The 18713-nt window shown below is 65.7% G+C and carries 22 protein-coding genes; 9 read left to right on the top strand and 13 right to left on the bottom strand.

Annotated features, from left to right (window positions below; translation table 11 throughout):
* Positions 1 to 4: 4 nt before the first annotated feature.
* The gene (gene ald / locus AC4ELH_RS00110; protein WP_498882945.1) at positions 5 to 1120 is read right to left on the bottom strand and encodes an alanine dehydrogenase; all 1116 of its coding nucleotides are present in this window, start codon (positions 1118 to 1120) and stop codon (positions 5 to 7) included.
* A gap of 94 nt (positions 1121 to 1214) precedes the next feature.
* Here ald and aldR point away from each other — a divergent pair, with 94 nt between their 5' ends.
* Positions 1215 to 1727: an HTH-type transcriptional regulator AldR gene (gene aldR / locus AC4ELH_RS00105; RefSeq protein ID WP_064960177.1), complete on the top strand. Its 513-nt coding sequence runs from the start codon at positions 1215 to 1217 to the stop codon at positions 1725 to 1727.
* 2 nt (positions 1728 to 1729) lie between these two features.
* Here aldR and AC4ELH_RS00100 read toward each other — a convergent pair whose 3' ends face one another.
* Entirely contained in the window at positions 1730 to 2500 is a 771-nt protein-coding gene (locus AC4ELH_RS00100) for an META domain-containing protein (protein ID WP_064884325.1), read from the bottom strand.
* A 449-nt stretch (positions 2501 to 2949) separates the two neighbouring features.
* On the opposite strand from AC4ELH_RS00100, the gene AC4ELH_RS00095 reads away from it, so the two are divergent.
* The 5 genes from AC4ELH_RS00095 to AC4ELH_RS00075 all read left to right on the top strand — a co-directional run bounded on the left by AC4ELH_RS00095 (position 2950) and on the right by AC4ELH_RS00075 (position 6371).
* Positions 2950 to 4101, top strand: a complete 1152-nt coding sequence (locus AC4ELH_RS00095; protein WP_448449103.1) for an MCE family protein — start codon at positions 2950 to 2952, stop codon at positions 4099 to 4101.
* 135 nt (positions 4102 to 4236) lie between these two features.
* Complete coding sequence (gene dapB, locus AC4ELH_RS00090) at positions 4237 to 4974, top strand: 4-hydroxy-tetrahydrodipicolinate reductase (protein WP_064884326.1); 738 nt, start codon at positions 4237 to 4239, stop codon at positions 4972 to 4974.
* On the top strand, positions 4971 to 5441 hold the full coding sequence (locus AC4ELH_RS00085; RefSeq protein ID WP_498882944.1) for a hypothetical protein: 471 nt from the start codon (positions 4971 to 4973) through the stop codon (positions 5439 to 5441). The genes dapB and AC4ELH_RS00085 overlap by 4 nt, the downstream gene beginning before the upstream one ends.
* Positions 5438 to 5893 (top strand): flavodoxin family protein, encoded by a 456-nt coding sequence (locus tag AC4ELH_RS00080; protein WP_448449096.1) that lies wholly within the window; start codon positions 5438 to 5440, stop codon positions 5891 to 5893. The genes AC4ELH_RS00085 and AC4ELH_RS00080 overlap by 4 nt, the downstream gene beginning before the upstream one ends.
* Before the next feature lie 13 nt (positions 5894 to 5906).
* Positions 5907 to 6371: a hypothetical protein gene (locus AC4ELH_RS00075; RefSeq protein ID WP_064884332.1), complete on the top strand. Its 465-nt coding sequence runs from the start codon at positions 5907 to 5909 to the stop codon at positions 6369 to 6371.
* Positions 6372 to 6378: 7 nt separating this feature from the next.
* On the opposite strand, the gene AC4ELH_RS00070 is transcribed toward AC4ELH_RS00075, so the two are convergent.
* Together AC4ELH_RS00070 and AC4ELH_RS00065 are read right to left on the bottom strand one after the other, a co-directional pair.
* Positions 6379 to 7296 carry an HpcH/HpaI aldolase/citrate lyase family protein gene (locus tag AC4ELH_RS00070; protein WP_064884334.1) on the bottom strand — a complete coding sequence of 306 codons (918 nt, stop codon included), beginning with the start codon at positions 7294 to 7296 and terminating at the stop codon, positions 6379 to 6381.
* A gap of 22 nt (positions 7297 to 7318) precedes the next feature.
* Positions 7319 to 8068: a dienelactone hydrolase family protein gene (locus tag AC4ELH_RS00065; RefSeq protein WP_064884336.1), complete on the bottom strand. Its 750-nt coding sequence runs from the start codon at positions 8066 to 8068 to the stop codon at positions 7319 to 7321.
* Between the two features lie 42 nt (positions 8069 to 8110).
* Between AC4ELH_RS00065 and AC4ELH_RS00060 the strand changes: the two genes are divergently transcribed.
* Together AC4ELH_RS00060 and AC4ELH_RS00055 are read left to right on the top strand one after the other, a co-directional pair.
* Positions 8111 to 8911: a thymidylate synthase gene (locus AC4ELH_RS00060; protein WP_064960180.1), complete on the top strand. Its 801-nt coding sequence runs from the start codon at positions 8111 to 8113 to the stop codon at positions 8909 to 8911.
* The gene (locus AC4ELH_RS00055) at positions 8908 to 9399 is read left to right on the top strand and encodes a dihydrofolate reductase (RefSeq protein WP_448449098.1); all 492 of its coding nucleotides are present in this window, start codon (positions 8908 to 8910) and stop codon (positions 9397 to 9399) included. The genes AC4ELH_RS00060 and AC4ELH_RS00055 overlap by 4 nt, the downstream gene beginning before the upstream one ends.
* Here the strand turns inward: AC4ELH_RS00055 and AC4ELH_RS00050 are convergent.
* The gene (locus tag AC4ELH_RS00050) at positions 9381 to 10622 is read right to left on the bottom strand and encodes a hypothetical protein (protein ID WP_498882943.1); all 1242 of its coding nucleotides are present in this window, start codon (positions 10620 to 10622) and stop codon (positions 9381 to 9383) included. The two genes, AC4ELH_RS00055 and AC4ELH_RS00050, sit on opposite strands and share 19 nt — an antisense overlap.
* A 96-nt stretch (positions 10623 to 10718) precedes the next feature.
* Here AC4ELH_RS00050 and AC4ELH_RS00045 point away from each other — a divergent pair, with 96 nt between their 5' ends.
* Positions 10719 to 11918 (top strand): winged helix-turn-helix domain-containing protein, encoded by a 1200-nt coding sequence (locus tag AC4ELH_RS00045; RefSeq protein WP_498882942.1) that lies wholly within the window; start codon positions 10719 to 10721, stop codon positions 11916 to 11918.
* A 204-nt stretch (positions 11919 to 12122) separates the two neighbouring features.
* On the opposite strand, the gene AC4ELH_RS00040 is transcribed toward AC4ELH_RS00045, so the two are convergent.
* The 8 genes from AC4ELH_RS00040 to AC4ELH_RS00005 all read right to left on the bottom strand — a co-directional run bounded on the left by AC4ELH_RS00040 (position 12123) and on the right by AC4ELH_RS00005 (position 18489).
* Positions 12123 to 12329: a hypothetical protein gene (locus AC4ELH_RS00040; protein WP_064884346.1), complete on the bottom strand. Its 207-nt coding sequence runs from the start codon at positions 12327 to 12329 to the stop codon at positions 12123 to 12125.
* A 194-nt stretch (positions 12330 to 12523) separates the two neighbouring features.
* Entirely contained in the window at positions 12524 to 13597 is a 1074-nt protein-coding gene (locus tag AC4ELH_RS00035; protein ID WP_064884348.1) for an NADPH:quinone oxidoreductase family protein, read from the bottom strand.
* Positions 13594 to 14859, bottom strand: a complete 1266-nt coding sequence (locus AC4ELH_RS00030) for a sulfotransferase family protein (RefSeq protein ID WP_498882941.1) — start codon at positions 14857 to 14859, stop codon at positions 13594 to 13596. The genes AC4ELH_RS00035 and AC4ELH_RS00030 overlap by 4 nt, the downstream gene beginning before the upstream one ends.
* Positions 14856 to 15932, bottom strand: a complete 1077-nt coding sequence (locus AC4ELH_RS00025; RefSeq protein ID WP_064884352.1) for a DUF1214 domain-containing protein — start codon at positions 15930 to 15932, stop codon at positions 14856 to 14858. The genes AC4ELH_RS00030 and AC4ELH_RS00025 overlap by 4 nt, the downstream gene beginning before the upstream one ends.
* The gene (locus AC4ELH_RS00020) at positions 15929 to 16540 is read right to left on the bottom strand and encodes a TetR/AcrR family transcriptional regulator (protein ID WP_064960186.1); all 612 of its coding nucleotides are present in this window, start codon (positions 16538 to 16540) and stop codon (positions 15929 to 15931) included. The genes AC4ELH_RS00025 and AC4ELH_RS00020 overlap by 4 nt, the downstream gene beginning before the upstream one ends.
* Before the next feature lie 143 nt (positions 16541 to 16683).
* Positions 16684 to 17469 (bottom strand): bestrophin-like domain, encoded by a 786-nt coding sequence (locus tag AC4ELH_RS00015; protein WP_064884356.1) that lies wholly within the window; start codon positions 17467 to 17469, stop codon positions 16684 to 16686.
* A gap of 69 nt (positions 17470 to 17538) precedes the next feature.
* A complete protein-coding gene (locus AC4ELH_RS00010) occupies positions 17539 to 17835 on the bottom strand; it encodes a hypothetical protein (RefSeq protein ID WP_174554294.1) in 297 nt (98 codons plus the stop codon).
* A 210-nt stretch (positions 17836 to 18045) separates the two neighbouring features.
* On the bottom strand, positions 18046 to 18489 hold the full coding sequence (locus AC4ELH_RS00005) for a hypothetical protein (protein WP_498882940.1): 444 nt from the start codon (positions 18487 to 18489) through the stop codon (positions 18046 to 18048).
* Positions 18490 to 18713 lie beyond the last annotated feature (224 nt).

Below are 18713 nucleotides of genomic sequence, written 5' to 3'. Positions count from 1 at the left end.
TTGCCTACGCCAGGACTGTGCCCGGATCGGTGAACGGCATGTCGAGGTCGGCGGCGACCTGCTCGGACAGCAGCGCACCTTCGTGCGTCGACAGACCCTTGGCCAGTGCTTGGTCGGCCGCGCAGGCGGCTTTCCAGCCCTTGTCGGCCAACTTGAGGACGTACGGCATGGTGGCGTTGGTCAGTGCGAAGGTCGACGTGCGCGGCACGGAGCCGGGCATGTTGGCCACGCAGTAGAACACCGTGTCGTGCACGGCGAACGTCGGGTCGTCATGGGTGGTGGGGCGGGAGTCCTCGAAGCAGCCGCCCTGGTCGATGGCGATGTCGACCAGCACCGCCCCCGGCTTCATGTGGGCCACGGTCGAATTGGTGACCAACTTGGGTGCCTTGGCGCCCGGGATCAACACCGCGCCGATCACCAGATCTGCCTTCTTGACGGCCTCTTCGAGCTCCAGGCTGGACGAGTAACGCGTTTCGATGCCGGCGTTGGTCTCGTTGTCGATCTTGCGCAGCGTGTTGATGTTCAGGTCGAACACGGTGACGTGGGCGCCCATGCCCTTGGCGATGCGGGCCGCGTTGTAGCCGGCCACGCCACCGCCGATGACGACGACCTCGGCCGGTGCGACACCGGGAACGCCACCCATCAGAATGCCGCGGCCACCCTGCGTGCGCATCAGGTGGTACGAGCCGACCTGCGCCGACAGCCGGCCGGCGACCTCGCTCATCGGCGCCAACAGCGGCAGCGCACCATCAGCGGTCTGCACCGTCTCGTAGGCGATCGAGGTGGTGTTCGAGGCGAGCAGCGCGTCGGTGCATTCCTTGGACGCCGCCAGATGTAGATAGGTGAACAGCGTCTGGCCCTTGCGCATGCGCGAGTACTCCGCCGCGATGGGCTCCTTGACCTTGAGGAGCAGCTCGGCATCGGCCCAGACCTGATCGGCAGTGGTGACGATCTCCGCGCCTGCGGCCTTGAAGTCGTTGTCGGTGATGGCCGAACCCTCGCCGGCGCCGGCCTGGATGATCACGTCGTGGCCGCGTCGGGTCAGTTCCGCCACGCCCGCCGGGGTGATGGCCACGCGGTACTCGTTGTTCTTGATCTCGGTCGGGATGCCGACGAGCATGCTCGCTCCTTCAAAGTTGGGGTGCTGAAAATAAGTGTGAAGAACCTTCGATAAGTGAGCAATATCTCCGACGAAGATTCGTTAAGCTCGTCGAGTGGCGGAAGAATCATCAAACTTGCCCGGGCGTGTGGCCCGTTCGCCGAAGGATGTTCGGCCTGATCTCGACGACGTGGACCGGCGCATCCTGTTGGCGCTGCACGCCGACGCCCGCATGTCCAACAGCGCACTGGCGGAGACGGTCGGTATCGCCGCCTCGACCTGCCACGGTCGGGTGCGCAGGCTCCAGGAGATCGGAGTGATCCGCGGCTTCTACACCGATATCGATCCGGCTGCCGTGGGACTCAGTCTGCAGGCAATGATCTCGGTGAGTCTGCAATCGAACGCGCGGGGCAAGATCCGCAATTTCATTGCCCACATCCGCACCCGGCCGCAGGTGATGGACGTGTACTTCCTGGCCGGGGGAGACGATTTCATCCTGCACGTGGCCGCGCGTGACACCGATGACCTGCGGGCATTCGTGGTGGAAAACCTCAACGCCGACGCCGACGTCGCCGGGACGCAGACCTCGCTGATCTTCGAGCATCTGCGTGGGGCGTCACCGCTCTGACGTCACTGCGCGCGCAGCACCAGTCCGTTGCCGTCGGTGTCGGAGAGTCTCAGTTCGTCGGCGTCGATGGATGTCTGGACTGTGCCGTTGAGGACCCGCAACACGGCTTGCTCGATCTCGTTGATCTCCGGTGCGCAGGCCATCTTGGTGGTGGCCAGCGGGCCGAACTCGATCACTGCCGGCGACCCGGAAACGGTGGCGCGGCCGGTGATTCGATTGCAGCCCGTCGAACCGCTGACAGCGCCGTCGTCGCCGATGGTCAGCGTGGGTTTGGCCTGCTCGAGTGCAACCGAGGTGCTGACCGCCTGCGCGGACACCAGGCTGGTGACCTGCCAGGTGGTGCCGGTGAGCGGGTGATCGGGGTCGGCCACTTTTTTGTCCCGCAGCGTGACGGTCGCAGCGTCGGTGCGCAAGGTGAGGGTGTCGCCCGACAACGACCAGGTTGGCTTGGCGCCGAACAACTTTGATACCCAGGCATCCGAATCGCCGACCGGTGGTGGGCAGGCCATCATGGTCATCGCAAGTTGGGTCGTGATCCGGCCATCGGCAAGATCGGCGGAGCCGGAACCATGGTTACAGCCGGCGAAGGTGCTGATCTGCTTCCCATCGAAACCGACCGTCAGCGGTCCGCCGCCGGGGATCTGCTCACCCTCCACCTGCTCCGAGATGAAGGTGCGACCGTTGAGGTCTGCGGCGTCGGCGGCCGCGTTCTCCGAGCATCCCATGAATGCAAGAACGGCAACGACAAACGGCACCACCTGGACAGGACGCATGGTTCCACCGTAGTTGGCAGATGCACGTGCGCTGCGGGTACTCGCAATCAGGTTGCCGGACAGCCGGTTTCGTCGTCCCTCGATCGGATCCCTTTCAGCCGGATACTGCGGGGTCTGCCGCTGTGCCTCGCACGCCTGCCAACGGCACGCCGGGGCGGCTGCGGATGCGCCCTCGGAACGTTACGTCGGTTACTTCTGCCGACGGGATGTGACGCACATCGTCTCGCGGTCGCAATTTAATGTTTGCCGCACTCGGCCCGTTGCAGTTGCAGACGTCTCTGATCGTTTGCGAGAGTTCTGCTCGCTCACTCTGCTGACCAACTGGTTGGCCGCGTCAACAAGTTGGAGGTTTGCGCGTGGCCCCATCCGCCGTGACGTCGCGGGTCCGAGCCCAACGACGGTTCAAGCACTGGCGATACGACCCGCCGTACAAGACGGCGAGCGCGGGAATGATCATCCTGCTGGTCGCGGTGCTGACGTTGACCTGGATGCAGTTCCGCGGAACCTTCGAGAACAAAACGCAGCTGACCGTGTTGTCGGGTCGGGCTGGTCTGGCGATGGATCCGGGGTCCAAGGTCACCTTCAACGGTGTGCCGATCGGTCGGTTGGCTTCCATCGATGTCGTCACTGTCGACAACAATCCCGAGGCCAAGCTGACCTTGGATGTCAAGCCTCAGTATTTGAAGCTGATTCCGGAGAATGTGACCGCTGAACTGCGGGCGACGACGGTGTTCGGCAACAAGTACATCTCGTTCTTGTCGCCGCCGGACCCGTCGCCGACGCGGTTGTCGCCGGCGACGCCGATCCGGGCCCAGGGTGTGACCACGGAGTTCAACACGTTGTTCGAGACGATCACCGCGATCTCCGAACAGATCGACCCGATCAAGCTGAACCAGACGCTGACGGCGACGGCTCAGGCGTTGGACGGTCTGGGGGACAAGTTCGGCCAGTCGATCGTCAACGGCAACGACATCCTCTCGGATCTCAATCCGCGGATGCCCCAGATCCGTCGTGACATCGCGGGTCTGGCTGATTTGGGCGAGATGTATGCGAACGCGGGCCCGGATTTGTTCGATGGTTTGACCAATGCTGTGACGACGGCTCGCACACTCGACGAGCAGCGCGGCAATCTGGATCAGGCGCTGGTGGCCGCGGTCGGTTTCGGAAACACCGGCGGTGACATTTTGGAGCGGGGTGGGCCGTATCTGGTCCGCGGCGCCCAGGACCTGCTGCCGGTCAGCGAGATGCTCGACCGCAACAGCCCGGCGTTGGCGTGTTCTGTCCGCAACTATGCCGAGGCCGCGCCGAAGTTTGCCGCCCAGACCCGCAACGGTTACGCGCTTGAACTGCACGACTTCCTGATCGGGGCGGGCAACCCGTACGTCTATCCCGACAACCTGCCGCGGGTCAACGCCAAGGGTGGGCCCGAGGGCCGGCCCGGCTGCTGGCAGCCGGTCACCAAGGACCTGTGGCCGGCTCCGTATCTGGTGATGGATACCGGTGCATCGATCGCCCCGTACAACCACCTCGAGCTGGGACAACCGCTGGTGTCCGAGTACGTGTGGGGCCGCCAGATCGGCGCGGACACCATCAATCCGTAGGTGTCGGGACGAGTGGACGGCAGCGATCGCAGGCCGGCGTTCAACGTCCATCGTTCGAGCATCAGGGCGACAGGACAAAGTTTTCTCGGAGCGGCCCCAATACCGCCGGCAAGCACGGGCAGTAGGCTCCCAACCATGCGAGTTGGTGTTCTCGGGGCTAAGGGCAAAGTCGGCGCGACCATGGTGCACGCGGTCGAATCGGCGGCGGATCTGACATTTTCGACCGGGGTCGACGTCGGTGACTCGCTGAGCTTGCTCACCGACACCAAGACCGACGTGGTCATCGACTTCACCCATCCCGATGTGGTGATGGACAACCTGAAATTCCTCATAGACAACGGTATTCACGCGGTCGTCGGAACCACCGGATTCACCTGGGAGCGCATCGAACAGGTGGAGGCCTGGCTCAAGGAGAAGCCCGAGTCCGCGGTGCTCATCGCGCCGAACTTCGCCATCGGCGCCGTGCTGTCGATGCACTTCGCCCAGCAGGCGGCACGCTATTTCGAATCGGTCGAGATCATCGAACTGCACCACCCGCACAAGGCCGACGCTCCGTCCGGCACCGCCGCACGTACCGCGAAGCTCATCGCCGAGGCGCGAAAAGGCATGCCGCCCAACCCGGACGCCACCAGCACCGGTCTGGAGGGGGCCCGCGGCGCCGATGTGGACGGGGTGCCGGTGCACTCGGTGCGGCTGGCCGGCCTGGTCGCCCACCAGGAGGTGCTGTTCGGAACGCAGGGGGAGACGCTGACGATCCGGCACGACAGCCTGGACCGGTCCTCGTTCGTGCCGGGCGTGCTGCTGGCCGTGCGGAAGGTCGGCGAGCGGCCCGGCCTGACCATCGGCATTGAGCCGCTGCTCGACCTGTCGTGAGCGACGGCGCGCGGTCGCTGCGCATCCAACTGGTGATCGGCTGCATGTGCCTGGCGCTGATCGTCTACTTCCTGATGCTGGGACGCACCGCGCTCATCTTCATCACCTCGGGTGAGCCGGCCGCGATCGGGCTGGGCGTGGCACTGCTGGTGTTTCCGCTGATCGGTATCTGGGTGTTGGTGACCACGCTGCGGGCCGGTCTGGCGCATCAACGATTGGCTCGGCTCGCCCGTGAACAGGACATGGAACTCGACGTCAGCGAGCTGCCGACCCGGCCATCGGGCCGTATCGAACGCGACGCGGCCGACGAACTGTTCGGGACGGTGAAGGCCGAACTGGAGGCCGACCCGGACAACTGGGTTCGCTGGTACCGGTTGGCCCGCGCCTATGACTTCGCCGGCGACCGGGGCCGCGCGCGCGAGACCATGCGCACGGCGGTGCGGATGCAGGAACAACAGTCGTCATGACCAAGACGCTGCTGGTGGTGCATCACACGCCGTCTCCGGCAACGCGAGAGCTTCTCGAGTCGGTACTCGCCGGCGCGCACGATCCGGACATCTCCGGGGTTGAGGTGCTGGCCAAGCCGGCGTTAGCTGCGACCGTCAGTGACATGTTGGCCGCCGACGGCTACTTGTTCGGCACCACAGCCAATTTCGGCTACATGAGCGGCGCATTGAAGCACTTCTTCGATACCGTGTACTACCCGAGCCTCGATCACGTGGCCGGGCGCCCGTACGGGCTGTGGGTACATGGCAACAACGACACGGTCGGTGCTGCGGGTGCGGTCGACAAGATTGTGACCGGGCTGGCGTTGGTCAAAGCGGCTGACGTGCTTGAAGTTACGGGAGTGGTGGACGGAGCCGTCCGTGAGCGCGCCTACGAGTTGGGCGGCACGTTGGCTGCCACGCTGATGGACTGACGAGAGGACAGCTATGCCGGGGATCGCCGAACTTGCACTCGGAGCCGCGCCCATCGCCGGTGGCGCGATGCTCGGGGTGATCGCAGGCAACCTCAAACCGCCGGACATCCGCGGCATGATCACCAAGGACCTCGATCTGTTGGACCGGTTGCCCGCCGAAGACGTCGAACGCAAAGCGCGGCTCAAGGCCAGTATCGACGAACGTATCGACGGCTTGATCGATGCGAGTGACCGCAGCCGCGAAATCCGTGAGGCCGCGATGTCCTACCGTGGAAACTGGCGGGACATCGTCGTTTTCATCTGCGCGCTGCTGTTCACGTTCATCTGGTGGAACGTCAGTCACAGCCGCTCCAACTGGCTGGTGATGTTCATCGCGATGATCATCGTGTCCGTCGCCGCGGGCATTTACGCAGGCCGCGGAATCGTCCGCGCGATCAACAACTTCATGCACCGCAACGACGACAAAGCACGGGCCTGAGCGAACCTCAGTAGTGGTACGTGTCGGACGGCGCCGGCACGTGGTCCGGGTCGTCGCTGTACTCGGGTTCGTGGATGCCGTACGCCCGGGCCAGATCCAGGATCTTGTTGGCCCGGGCGATCCGGGGCAGGTCTGACCCGTTGCGGATCTCACCGCCGTCGCGCTGGAATTCGGCGAAAAATTCCTTCGCCCAACTGATCTCGTCCTGAGATGGGGCCAGACCCTCGTTGACCGTGGCGCACTGATCCGGCGTCAGGCATATCTTGCCGGTCATCCCGAACTCGGCCGAGACCGCTGTCGCCTCCGACAGCCGCAGCGCGCTGGACCCCACGGTGGGGCCGTCGATGGCGCCAGGAAGACCGGCGGCCTTGGCGGCGATGGTGAAGCGTGAGCGCGCATACGCCAGCGTTGCCGGGTTGTCACCGAAGCCGGTGTCGCGCCGAAAATCGCCGATGCCGAAGGCGAGCCGGAACGCGCCCTTGGCCGAGGCGATCTCGGTGATCCGCTCCAGACCCCGGGCCGTCTCCACCAGCGCGACGATGGGCACGTCCGGTAGGCGTCGGGCCGTCTCGGTGACATGGTCCACCGACTCGACCATGGCCAGCATCACACCGCCGACCGAGGTTCCGGCCAGCATCTCCAGATCGTCAGCCCACCACGGGGTGCCGAAGCCGTTGATCCGGACCCAGTCGCTGTTGTCGTCGGCCAGCCAGCGGGTCACCTTCTCGCGCGCGGCCACCTTGTCCTTGGGGGCCACCGCGTCCTCGATGTCGAGGACGACGATGTCGGCGTGCGAGCGGGCCGCCGGGGCGAACCGCTCGTACTGTGCGCCATTTACCAGCAACCAGCTCCGGGCCAGTACCGGATCGATCCGGAATCCGGGCTCGGTGGAATGGGACTCGTCGGAGAAGGGCTGGTCATACACGCCGTCAATCGTCGCCTACCGCCTATGCCGGGGTTAACGCGGCCCCGAACACCCGCTCGGTGTTCTCCCAGTGCCGCTGTGCGGCTGCCTCGTCGTACACCGCGGTGTGATCCGGCACCGCGAAGCCGTGGGCTGCGGGATAGAACTCGATGGTGTGGTCGACGGCTGCGCCCGACAGCGCATCCTCCAACCTTTTGCCGTCGTCCTCGGTGAACGACGCGTCGTTCTCGGCCGCGGCCACATAAACGGTGGCCTGGATCTTGTCGGCCAGCAGGTGGGGGCTGTCCGGGTCGTCTTCGACGGCCAGTCGGCCGCCGTGGAAGGACAGCGCAGCCGCGACTCGCTCCGGCACCCGGGTGGCGACGATCAACGAGGCACGGCCACCCATGCAGTAGCCGGTGGTGCCGAACTTCTCGCCGGTGACGTCGGGTCGAGCCGCCAGGTAGTCGAAGAATGCCTCGGCATCGGCGGCCAGTATCTCGGGGGTGAGAGTGCCCATCAGTTCGAAGAGCTGCCTGCGCTGCTCCTGGTCGGTGAACACCGTGTTGAGGTCGAAGGGTCCCCAGCCCGGGTTGCGGTAGTAGACGTCGGGTACCAGCACGACGTAACCGAATCCGGCCAGCTTGGCCGCCATCTCTTCCATGGTGGGGCGTAGGCCGCCGGCGTCAGGGAACAGCACGACGCCAGGCCAGGGACCTTCTCCCTCCGGTGTGGCGACGGTGACGCGGCAGGTGCCATCAGCTGTGGTGATCGTGTCTGTGGTGGTCGGCATGGCTCCGTTCTACTCTCCGTGCCGACACGTAAGCTGAGTGGCGTGCCGATCCCGACCCCCTACGAAGACCTGCTGCGAAAGGTGACCGAGCAGGGGGTGGCGAAATCCGATCGCACCGGTACCGGCACCCGCAGTTTGTTCGGACACCAGATGCGCTATGACCTGGCCGCCGGCTTTCCGTTGCTCACCACCAAGAAGGTGCACACCAAATCGGTGATCTACGAATTGCTGTGGTTTCTGCGCGGCGATTCGAACGTGCGGTGGCTGCAGGACCACGGTGTGACGATCTGGGATGAATGGGCCAGTGAGACAGGCGATCTGGGCCCGGTGTACGGCGTGCAGTGGCGGTCGTGGCCGACACCGTCGGGCGAGCACATCGACCAGATCTCGAACGCGCTGGATCTGCTCAAGCGTGACCCCGATTCGCGGCGCAACATCGTCTCGGCGTGGAACGTCGGCGAGATCCCCCAGATGGCGCTGCCACCGTGCCACGCCTTCTTCCAGTTCTATGTCGCCGACGGCAAGTTGTCCTGCCAGCTGTACCAGCGCAGCGCCGACCTCTTCCTGGGCGTGCCGTTCAACATCGCCAGCTACGCACTGCTGACCCACATGATGGCCGCGCAGGCCGGGCTCGGCGTCGGTGAGTTCGTCTGGACCGGCGGCGACTGCCACATCTACGACAACCACGTCGACCAGGTGGCCCTGCAGCTGAGCAGGGATCCCAGACCGTACCCAGAACTCGTTCTGGCGCAACGTGACTCGATCTTCGACTACAGCTTTGAGGATATTGCGATTCTGAATTACAACCCGCACCCGGCGATCAAGGCCCCCGTCGCTGTATGACCGACGATCTTCGACAGCTGGCGATGATCTGGGCGCAGTCCACCTCAGGCGTCATCGGCCGTGACAACGGCATTCCGTGGAATCTGCCGGAGGACCAGGCCCGGTTCAAGCAGCTCACCCTCGGGCAGACAGTGGTGATGGGCCGGCTGACCTGGGAGTCGCTCCCGGCCAAGGTCCGCCCGCTGCCGGGCCGGCGCAACGTCGTGATCACCCGCGATCCCGGATACGTGGCCGACGGTGCCGAGGTACTGACCGGCCTCGACGACGTGTTCCGCGGCTGGGTGATCGGCGGATCGCAGATCTACGCCCAGGCCCTTCCGTTCGCGGTCCGCTGCGAGGTGACCGAGATCGACATCGACCTGCCTCCAGCGGCGGGCGACGCGATGGCGCCGGGGCTCGACGATTCGTGGACGAAGACCACCGGAGAGTGGATGACCAGCAGCTCAGGTTTGCGGTACCGGTTCTGCAGTTACGTGCGCACGCGGTAACCGGCCAGCCGACGCACCTCACTGTCGGGGTCGTCGACGGCCAGCTCGTCGATCCGTCGCTCCAGGTTCTTCACCACCTCGCTGTCGAGGTCTCCGGGACCCATCGGTCCGATCAGATCGCTGAGAACGATGACCGCGTGGCGGCGGATCACGGGCTCGGAATGGTCGAGTCCGGGACGGACGCCCGGTAGGTCGGCCCCGTCCAGGGTGCAATAGCCGGTTCCGGGTTTCAGATCCTCTGCGACCGCCCCCGCGACCGCCGGATCGGCAAGCCCGGCGGCCAGCAGCGTGTAATCCAGTGGCAGGTGCGAGCGCCCCTGATCGCGAAACGAACGGTAGGGCGCAGCGACCGCCGCCGATCGGCTACCGGCCGGAAGATCGTTGCGCGCCAACACCTCCAGCCCGGCACCGAGGCGGCCGAGAGCCGCAGCCACCCAGTCGTGGGCGTTACCGCGCAGCGGCAGGGCCGCCCACAGCGCGTCCATCACCTCCGGCGTGACGATGTTGAGGTCGGCCAGGAACTTGGCGCCCGTCCAGGCGGTCTCGGGATGGCCGAGTGCCGCTACTGCGACCGGTACGGCGGCAGCACCGGTGTCGAGCAGGAGTTCGGTGGCGCGTTCCCGGCCGAGTTCGTGGCCCGGTCCGCTGACGAGACCGGCCGCCGCGGCGAGTGCTGCCACCCGCTGCTCGACGGGCAGGGCCAGAAGTTCACGTTCGGCTTCGGCAGAAGCGACGTACTCGGGAAAGTGACGCCGCAGCTCGTCGGCGGTCAATGAGCGGACCAGCAGGTCGGCTTCCTCGTCGTCGAGGTAGACGACCACATCATCGGGCAGGGTGCCGTCGGCGACGAGGGCGGTCCGCACCCCGGCCGCGATGGTCAGCATCGCCTCGGCGAACCGATCCCACGCCTGCTCCCACTGCGCGCGGGGTAGGCCGGTGACCGCAGCGATGAGCCGATCACTCCACTCCGAATCGGTTTCGCCCCACTCGTAGTCCTGATACTCCCAATCCGGCGGGCTGAACCGGCAATCCGGCTCCTCGACCGACTCCTCGGTGGCCAGCGCCAGATTCGGAAGGTAGATCACCCCGGTGGTCTCGGCATAGAACTCGCTGAATGCCACGGCATACGGCGTTTCTGAGGCGGCTGTCGCGACCAGCGCGCGGACCGCGTCCGCGGCAGCCAGGGTCAACTCGGTCTCGAACGCATCCCAGTCCACTGCCACGCGGACCAGTATCGCTCCAATCCGCTCCGCTACTTGTCGGGCCTGTTGCGCCAATCCGCTCCGCTACTTGTCGGTGCCGTAGGGAACGATGGCTACGTGGCCACCCTCACCAGCACACAGGCCCGCCGCATCGCCGTCGCGGCCCAGGGATTTCACGAATCCAAACCCCGCGGCCCGGTCACCCGTGCGCATCTGCGCAGGTTGATCTCCCGCATTCAGGTGCTGCAGTTGGATTCGGTGTCGGTGGCGGTACGGGCCCACTACGCGCCGGTGTTCAGCCGACTGGGGCCGTACGACCGCGATGCGCTGGACCGGGCGGCCTGGTCGCACAGCGCGCGTTCACCCCGGCTTCTGACCGAGTACTGGGCGCACGAGGCTGCGCTGATGGCGGTCGAGGACTGGCCGCTGCTGCGGTGGCGGATGCGGGAGTACACGCACGGGCGGTGGGGTACCGAGATCGTCCGGAAGAATCCCAAGCTGGCCGACGACATCGTGGCCGCGGTCGCTGAGCTCGGGCCGTCGACCGCCGGCCAGATCGAGGCACATCTCGAGTCCGAGCCGCGCGGCCGCAAGGGTCCGTGGTGGGACCGCAGCGAGACCAAGTGGGTCGCAGAGGCGCTGTGGTCCTCGGGCGTCCTGACGACGGCCACGCGGGTCGGCTTCGCCCGGCACTACGACCTCACCGAGCGGGTGCTGCCGCCGGAGGTGCTGGCTCGGCACGTCGACGACGACGAAGCGGTCCGGGAACTGACCATGCGCGCGGCGACCGCACTGGGGGTCGGCACCGAGGCCGACATCCGCGACTACTTCCGGATGGGTGCGCGGCAGGTCAAGCCGGCGATCGCCAAGCTGGTGGCCGACGGGCAGCTCGAGGCCGTCGACGTCGACGGCACCCCGGCCTACCTGCGTGCGGGCCAGACGGTTCCGCGGCGCGACCGCGGGACCGCACTGCTGTGCCCGTTCGACCCGTTGATCTTCTTCCGGCCCCGGGTGGAGCGGTGGTTCGATTTTCACTACCGCATCGAAATCTACGTGCCCGCGCCCAAACGCCAATTCGGTTACTACGTATGGCCGTTTCTGCTCGACGGGGAACTGGTGGCGCGAGTCGACCTCAAACGGACCGATGCCGCGTTGCAGGTATTGGGCGCTTTCACCGAAGACGGCCGCGACCGTTCGCGGGTCGCAGACGCGTTGGCGGGGGAGTTGCAATCGATGGCCGCATGGCTCGGGGTCGACGACGTGACCGTCGGGTCGCGCGGCGACCTCGCCGACGCGCTGCGCATGGCGTTGCGGTGAGTCCGACGTGGCCGTTCGAGTCGAGTAACAAGGACAACGGCGATGTATCGCCACGAGCAGAGTAGCCGCACCGCTCATCCACACGTACGAGACTCGAACGTCGACATCGTCGGCTACACAACGTAACTGGGCCACCGACGTACCCGCCGGCACTGAGCGACCAGAGCGGTACCCGGTCTACTACTCATCCGTAGTGCAGGGCGATCATCGCTGATTGACGGCCAGTGCGGGGGCGTCGCCGTAAAAGCGGTCGCTACGTCGCTGCCACGCGGCGGTGCGGGTCAACCACCAGTCGTAACGTTGAACCTCAAGATGGCAGTCCGGCTCTGCATGCTGCTGGGCCCACCGCACTGCGGTGCGTTTGCGCCAGAACCCAGCGATCGGCATCACGCCGCCGTCAGGGCGGTGCATGAAGACATACCATCCAAAACTCAACGGGACCCCCCGGCCACCATCAGACAAGATTACCTAGACAAGCATACTAATCTTGCTGCCGGCCGGCACGGTTGGCCGGGCGGACCATGCCGACTACTGCGCGTTCGCCCAGTAGTCGGGGGATCCGCCCGGATGCCATCCCCCGTTGTAGCGTTTGGTGGAGGCCTCTTTCAGTCGTGCGCGCCCGTGCTCACCACCAATCGGCCGGTGGTCTCGCGGGCGGCCATCCGCGCCAACGCCTGCGGCAGTTGATCCCACTCCACGTTGTCGCCCACCACAGTCTGCAGCCGGCCGGTACGCATCAGCTCGAGAATCTGCACGTGGGCGTCGAGGCCCTCGGAGCGCGCCGGCCAGTTGAACCCGAGCGTGCGGCGCACGGCCAGGGGATCGGTCACATAGACCAGGCAGACCCCGCACACATCGAAGTTGCCGTAGGCGATCGGACGCGGCGAGATGTAGTCGCCGTCTTCGAGGGCGATGTCCTCGGCGAACCCTGCCATCAGGTGACGTCCGTTGAATCCCATGCAGCGGAACGTATTCGTCGTCACGCTTCCGCCCACCGCGTCGAACGCGACGTCGACGCCGCGGCCGTAGGTGAGGTCCATGACCTGCTCGACCCAGTTGTCGTCGCGGTAGTTGACGGCGTGGTCTGCGCCCAGCTTCCGGCAGAGCTCCAGCTTCTCCTCGCTGCCGGCGGTGGCGATCACCTTGGCGCCCAGCGCCTTTCCGAGGACCAGCGCGCCCGACCCGGTGCCGCCGGCCGCCGCGTGCACCAGCAGCGTCTCACCGGGTTGCAACCGGCCGCGTTCGCGTAGTGCGAACCAGCCCAGATGGAACGGGTAGTGCAGGGCGGCGCCGTCGACGTCGCTGACCCACTCCGGCAGATCGAGCACTGTTGCCGCGTCGACGATGGCGTACGACGCATACCCTCCGAAGGCCATCACCGGGATCCCGACCACGCGGCGGCCGACCAGATGTTCGGCACCCAGGCCCGCACTCTCGACCACTCCGACCGCTTCCATGCCCGGCACGAACGGCGGCTGCAGGGGCAGCGTGGTGTAACGCCCCTTGATGATGTCGATGTCGTTGAAGTTCAGGCAGAACGCGCGGACTGCGACGCGGACTTCGTTGGGGCCGGGTGCACGCACCTCGACGGTTTGGCGTTCGAGTACCTCGGTGGGTTCGCCGAGCGCGGTGGCCACCCAGGCCTCCGCTGTGATGGGCTGTGGTGCAGGCTGGTTCATTTGTCCTCCGTAGGGGTGAGAAAGCGCTCACGGTAGGCGCGGAATCGCTCGGCCAGGGCGGCCGGATCGAGCTGTAGATCGGCCGGGTCGTAGATGACGCCCCCGTAGCGCCCGCGGGGGTGTTCGGTGAGGAAGTCGCTCATGGCCGCGCGGACGTCGTCGCCGAACGGCTGGTCGGCGAGCCGGTAGATGTCCGCGAGCGTGGCCCGCTCGTCGGCCATGAAGTCGTCGAACCGGACGTCGATGGACTGCCCGGTGGGCAGCACATCGCGATCCCGGATACAGCCGGCGAGCAGATCGTCGATGCGGTCCAACCAGTATCGGGTCACCTTGGCCACGTCGGGCTGCGTGACCGCCATCCGCATCGAGTAGCAGATCATGGTCATCATCGACAGCGTCACCTCGACCGGATCGCGGTGCGTGACAATGAAAGTGGCATCGGGGAAGGTAGCGGCCAGGGTCGGGAACTGCTCGAGGTGCTGGGGTGATTTCAGCACCCAGCGGGTTCCGCCGCGCAACCACTGCATGGCCTGCAGGCTGCGCTTCACATGCGCATAGGACGGCGCCTGATCGTGTGCCTTGTAGTGAGCCGCGAAGCTCGGCACGTAATACATGGTTTCCCAAAGCATCCCGGAAATGTCATTTGACAGGAGCTGGATCTCCTCATGGGCGTGCTCGACGGTCATGTCGTGCATCCGCTTGAACTCCGGCATCGAGGAGTTGATCAGTTCGAGGCCGGCAGCGCAGCGGTCCCCCCGGGGTCCGGGTGTGTCTTCTTCCCCGGGCGCAGGCACCGGCTCGAGGCTCTCCCAGTACGGCAGGTGGCGCAGCGCGGGATCCGCGGCGAGCAGGTTGTGCAGATGCGTGGTGCCGGTGCGGGGCAAACCGCAGATGATGATCGGCCGCTCGATCGCGATGTCCTCGATCTCGGGATGGTCGGCGATCAGTGCCTCCAGCCGCAGCCGATTGACCAGGCTGCCCACCAGCTGCTCGAAGGCCATTGCCGTGCCGGAGTCGCACAGGCCGGCTTCCTCACGCAGCGCGGTACACAGCACGTCGAGACGTTCCCGGAACGCCGGGTCACCGAAATCATCCAGCCCGGACCGCTCGGTGGCGGCCGCCAGCAGCGCCTCGGGGTCCAGCTCCAGATTCGCACCGTAGGCGGCCAGTCCGTCGCGGATCGGTTGGGCGGCCGCAGGATAGGCAGGGTTGGCCAGGTCGTCGAACCGGATGGGGGCGGGACGCTGCAGGTCGGCGGTCACAGGGCCGCGACTTCGGCCACGTCGACCACCCGACACTGCGGGTGTGCGGGGGTCTCGTCGGGCAGGAACCAGCGCAGCCAGATCAGGCCCTTGGGCCGGCCGGCTGTCGAGACCCAGTTCGGGTGGCCCGGGTCCTTGTCGCTGATGACGATCCGCCACGACCCGTCCGGTTCGTAGGTGACATGGGCGCCGTTGATCGTGACGCGTTCGTGCGTGTAGTCGAAGGTGTGGAGGAACGGATTCCACAGGCAGAGGTTCCAGAACACACACTCGGGCGAGGTGCCCTCGATGATCAGGGCCTGATCCGGTTCAAGGTCGTAAGCGCCCATGGCGTACGCCGCGTCGGCGGCTGACCACCCGTAGGCGTTCTGGGGGACCGGGAACGGTGGGTGCAGCTGGTTGGCGGGCTCAACCCTGGTGGGCAGGAAGGAAACCTGCTCGTGCAGCCAGGCCTTGGCGTACCGGAAGCGGCGGGCCAGATCTGCGGCGCTGTCGGACCGCCGGGCGGGCGGGTCGAGCGCCTCGATTCGCCACGTCGGGCGGCGGTCGGTGGTGGGATCGTTCAGATAATCACGGGTCAAGGCGAATTCGGTGTCGGCGTCCAGCTTGAGCCAGGCGCCCGGGTGGGAATCGGGGCTCATGATGAACTCGAAGTTGCCGTCCTCGTCGAACTCCAGGTCGCGGTTGTTGATCGTGCCGACGATGCGGTCGCTGTAGCGGCCTTCACCAGGCCCGCCGTAGACGGTCATCGACAGGTACACCGCATCACCGCGGTTGCCGGTGACTCGATAGGTGCGCGCCGGGTTCAGCGGTGCGAGCTGATAGAACGCATCCGAATTGTCACCGCCCCACTTGAGGTACGGGCTGATGACGTCGACGAGGATGGGCTTGTCCCGGTCACCCCACACGTAGGCGTCGACGCTGACCCGCAGCAGGCTGAACGTGAGGCGGTACCCGTCGAGCAGATCGGGTTCGCTCAGCGCGGGCTCGGCGGTCAGCAATTTCTGCTCGATGCCGCGCAGCTCGTCGAGCAGCGCGTTGAACGCCTCTGACAATTCGGCCTTGTCGGTCATGGTCGGTCCTTCTTTCGTGGTTGTTTACGTCCTGCTCCTTCGGTCAGCAAGGAGCACAATCGATCTGCGGTGTCGTCGACATCGATGTCCGGTTCCATGTGCGCGGCGTAGAACGCGGTGCCGATCAACGCTTGGTAGACCATGTCGACGTCGACATCGGGACGGACCCGGCTCTGCTCCACGCCTGAGGCGACCAGAGAGCGGAAGGCGCCCTTGGTCTGCTCATCGAGCAGTTGCTGGGTCTTGATGTGTAGTTCCGGGTCGCGGCGACGTTCGGTCAGGATGCCGAGTGCGGCGGCCTCCACCACGGGATCGCGCCAGAAGGTGAGTACCGCCGAGGTGAAGCCGCGCAGGTCGGCGTCGAAATCTCCTGAGAGCGACAGCAGTTCACCACCAGGTGGCTGGCCGAAGGCGGCATCGAAGACGAGGTGGGCCTTCGACGGCCACCGCCGATAGATGGTGGGCCGGCTGACGCCGGCCTCGCGGGCGATGGCCTCGATTGACAGTTGGTCGTAGCCGTCACGTGCGAGCAGGTCGCGGGTGGCGCGCATGATGTCGCGCTGAGTTTGTGGATCACGTGGCCGTCCCGGGCCTGTGAGCGAGGACACACGATTAAGTTACGATGCGTCACGTAATTAGGTCAAGAGGCAAATTGGTCTGGATGCGCGCCGCTATCGACACCGGGGTCGTGGTTGTCGTCGAACAGCAGCCCTGCCGTCGAAACCGACGCGGAGATCCGCCAGGAGAGCGGTCAGGTCCCGCGGTCAATCAGGTCGAACACCATCACGGCATGTGAAAACCGTTGTGGGGTAACGCCCACCGGGCCATAAGGATGGTCGAGCATGAAGACGAGGAAGAGCAGCAGGGCCAGCAGCACAGTGACGGTGCTGACCAGGATCATGTGAGCGCGGCTGCTCTCGAGGCGCATGAAGCTGGCCAGCGTGATCAGTACCAGGCTGCCGAAGATCAGGGCGCACCACAACAGCACGGGTATCCGTGGACTGGAGTTGAGGATGCGCGCACTGCGGTCCGAGGTCAGGACAGCCAGTTGGCTGAGGAACTGACTGTTGATCGGGCTGGCGGTCGAGTCCGACTTGGCAGTGCCGACGATGCGATACATCTCAGTGAGTGCGTGTCGGCCGTTGTTGCTGATGGCGCCGAACTCTTCCTTGCCCCATCCAGGACCCTGTACCGCTGCGGTGTATGCGCGCAGCTGTTCACGCACCTGGGTCTGTTCCGGCTGCGGCATGGCCACCGTCTGGCGGTACATGGTGACCAACGTCGAGGCTTCGTTGGACACGTTGGTCTGCGCGGAGAGATATTGCTGCCATCCGACGACAACGGTGAACCCCAGCAATGCACCGTAGACGAGGCCGACGACGGTGAGGAACGGTGACAACACCGAGTTGTGCTCAGGGCGGGTGTCGCGCGCGATGACGCGGCTGGCCAGCAACACGCTGCCGACCGCCAGCGCCACGGCGCCGACGACAACCACGGCAAGCAGGAGCCAGGTTCCGAACAACCCGAAGTCGCCCATAGGTGAGAAGGATGCCAGCAAACTTCCCGTCGCGAAGGCGGATCGATCGGTTTGGGGGCAGGTTCCCGATCAGATCATCTGCAGTGCGGCGAGGCAGACATCGGTGGACCCGAAGGCGTTGTTCGGCTTGACGCGTTTGTGGGCGACGCCGCCGTACCGCCTCTCGGAGAAGATGATGCGGCCGTCGGGGCTGAACCCGATTTCCAGCTCCGTGACCACGCCGGTGGCGCTGAGCAGAGGGTGTTCCCACACCATCGTGCGGTACTCCGCATTGGGGCCGCTGTCGAAGATCAGGTCCCAGTCTTTCTCGTTGGCGCGTTCGCGGACCAGGTCCAGCATCTCGTAGTACACGGCGGTTCCTCTCATGATCACTTTTCCTTGCTTGGTCTCGGGGAGATACGTTGCGCGGCAGGGGCGCCGACGGTTGTGTCGAGCGTCCTGCACGTCGTGCCTGGCGTCTGTCGGCTGATCGGACCACGGCCGGGACGGCGCTGCATCCGCCGATCGGGGGACACGGACGGACGAATTGGTCGCTGCCCCTCGATCAGCGACCAATTCGTCGGTCTCGGGGACACCTCAGCGCCCGGGCAGGACCTGGGTGACGGTGGCTTGTAGATCAGCGCCTTCTGGGCCGTCGAGTGTGGTTTCGCGGTCGAACGTGGCGATACCGTCACCGTCGATGGTGAAGTTGCAGATCTGCGTCTGATCACCACCCGTGACCCGGAAGACCACGGTGGTCTTGTCCGGCAATGGCTTTGAGCTCACGTGCTGCGGATTGATCGTGTACCGGTAGATACAGCCCGCCGATCCGAAGCACTTCTGCTCGGTGACGACCACCCCGATGACAAAATCAGCTGCGGTGGGTGGCGACGCGACCGGGGCCGGTGTCGACGACTCCCCGGCGTCCCACTTCGGTGCGCCGCTGGGATTCGCCGAGACCCGGTCCGGTGAAACACAGCCCGCGAGCGCCGCGGCGAGGAGCGTCGCGGCCAGGGTTGCGCGAATGATCGTGCGTAGCATCGAGAGACCTTCCAATTCAGGTGGGTGGGCCGGGTGGCGGGACAGGGTCCAAGCTGTGAATCCGCCGCCCGGTGTCCGGGGAACAGGACAGTAAAGAGGAAGGGTCTGACAAGTTCGGTCAGGCGACCGCCAGGTTCGAGGGTGAGAACACCGGCCTAGTGTCCCGAGTCGTTAATTCGGTCTCGTTTGTTATTGTGGGCCATGGCGACTCGGGGTCCTGCTGC

It is taken from the genome of Mycobacterium shunyiense (assembly GCF_058270075.1).
This window is presented reverse-complemented; position numbering and strand designations above follow the sequence as displayed.

What these genes read in the sequence shown, in the direction of transcription:
- AC4ELH_RS00010 (WP_174554294.1), bottom strand. Translation starts at nt 17,835, where the DNA reads ATGAGAGGAACCGCCGTGTACTACGAGATGCTGGACCTGGTCCGCGAA.
- ald (WP_498882945.1), bottom strand. Translation starts at nt 1,120, where the DNA reads ATGCTCGTCGGCATCCCGACCGAGATCAAGAACAACGAGTACCGCGTG.
- dapB (WP_064884326.1), top strand. Translation starts at nt 4,237, where the DNA reads ATGCGAGTTGGTGTTCTCGGGGCTAAGGGCAAAGTCGGCGCGACCATG.
- AC4ELH_RS00095 (WP_448449103.1), top strand. Translation starts at nt 2,950, where the DNA reads ATGATCATCCTGCTGGTCGCGGTGCTGACGTTGACCTGGATGCAGTTC.
- AC4ELH_RS00100 (WP_064884325.1), bottom strand. Translation starts at nt 2,500, where the DNA reads ATGCGTCCTGTCCAGGTGGTGCCGTTTGTCGTTGCCGTTCTTGCATTC.
- AC4ELH_RS00065 (WP_064884336.1), bottom strand. Translation starts at nt 8,068, where the DNA reads ATGCCGACCACCACAGACACGATCACCACAGCTGATGGCACCTGCCGC.
- AC4ELH_RS00075 (WP_064884332.1), top strand. Translation starts at nt 5,907, where the DNA reads ATGCCGGGGATCGCCGAACTTGCACTCGGAGCCGCGCCCATCGCCGGT.
- AC4ELH_RS00005 (WP_498882940.1), bottom strand. Translation starts at nt 18,489, where the DNA reads ATGCTACGCACGATCATTCGCGCAACCCTGGCCGCGACGCTCCTCGCC.
- AC4ELH_RS00025 (WP_064884352.1), bottom strand. Translation starts at nt 15,932, where the DNA reads ATGACCGACAAGGCCGAATTGTCAGAGGCGTTCAACGCGCTGCTCGAC.
- AC4ELH_RS00040 (WP_064884346.1), bottom strand. Translation starts at nt 12,329, where the DNA reads ATGCACCGCCCTGACGGCGGCGTGATGCCGATCGCTGGGTTCTGGCGC.
- AC4ELH_RS00015 (WP_064884356.1), bottom strand. Translation starts at nt 17,469, where the DNA reads ATGGGCGACTTCGGGTTGTTCGGAACCTGGCTCCTGCTTGCCGTGGTT.
- AC4ELH_RS00080 (WP_448449096.1), top strand. Translation starts at nt 5,438, where the DNA reads ATGACCAAGACGCTGCTGGTGGTGCATCACACGCCGTCTCCGGCAACG.
- AC4ELH_RS00055 (WP_448449098.1), top strand. Translation starts at nt 8,908, where the DNA reads ATGACCGACGATCTTCGACAGCTGGCGATGATCTGGGCGCAGTCCACC.
- AC4ELH_RS00035 (WP_064884348.1), bottom strand. Translation starts at nt 13,597, where the DNA reads ATGAACCAGCCTGCACCACAGCCCATCACAGCGGAGGCCTGGGTGGCC.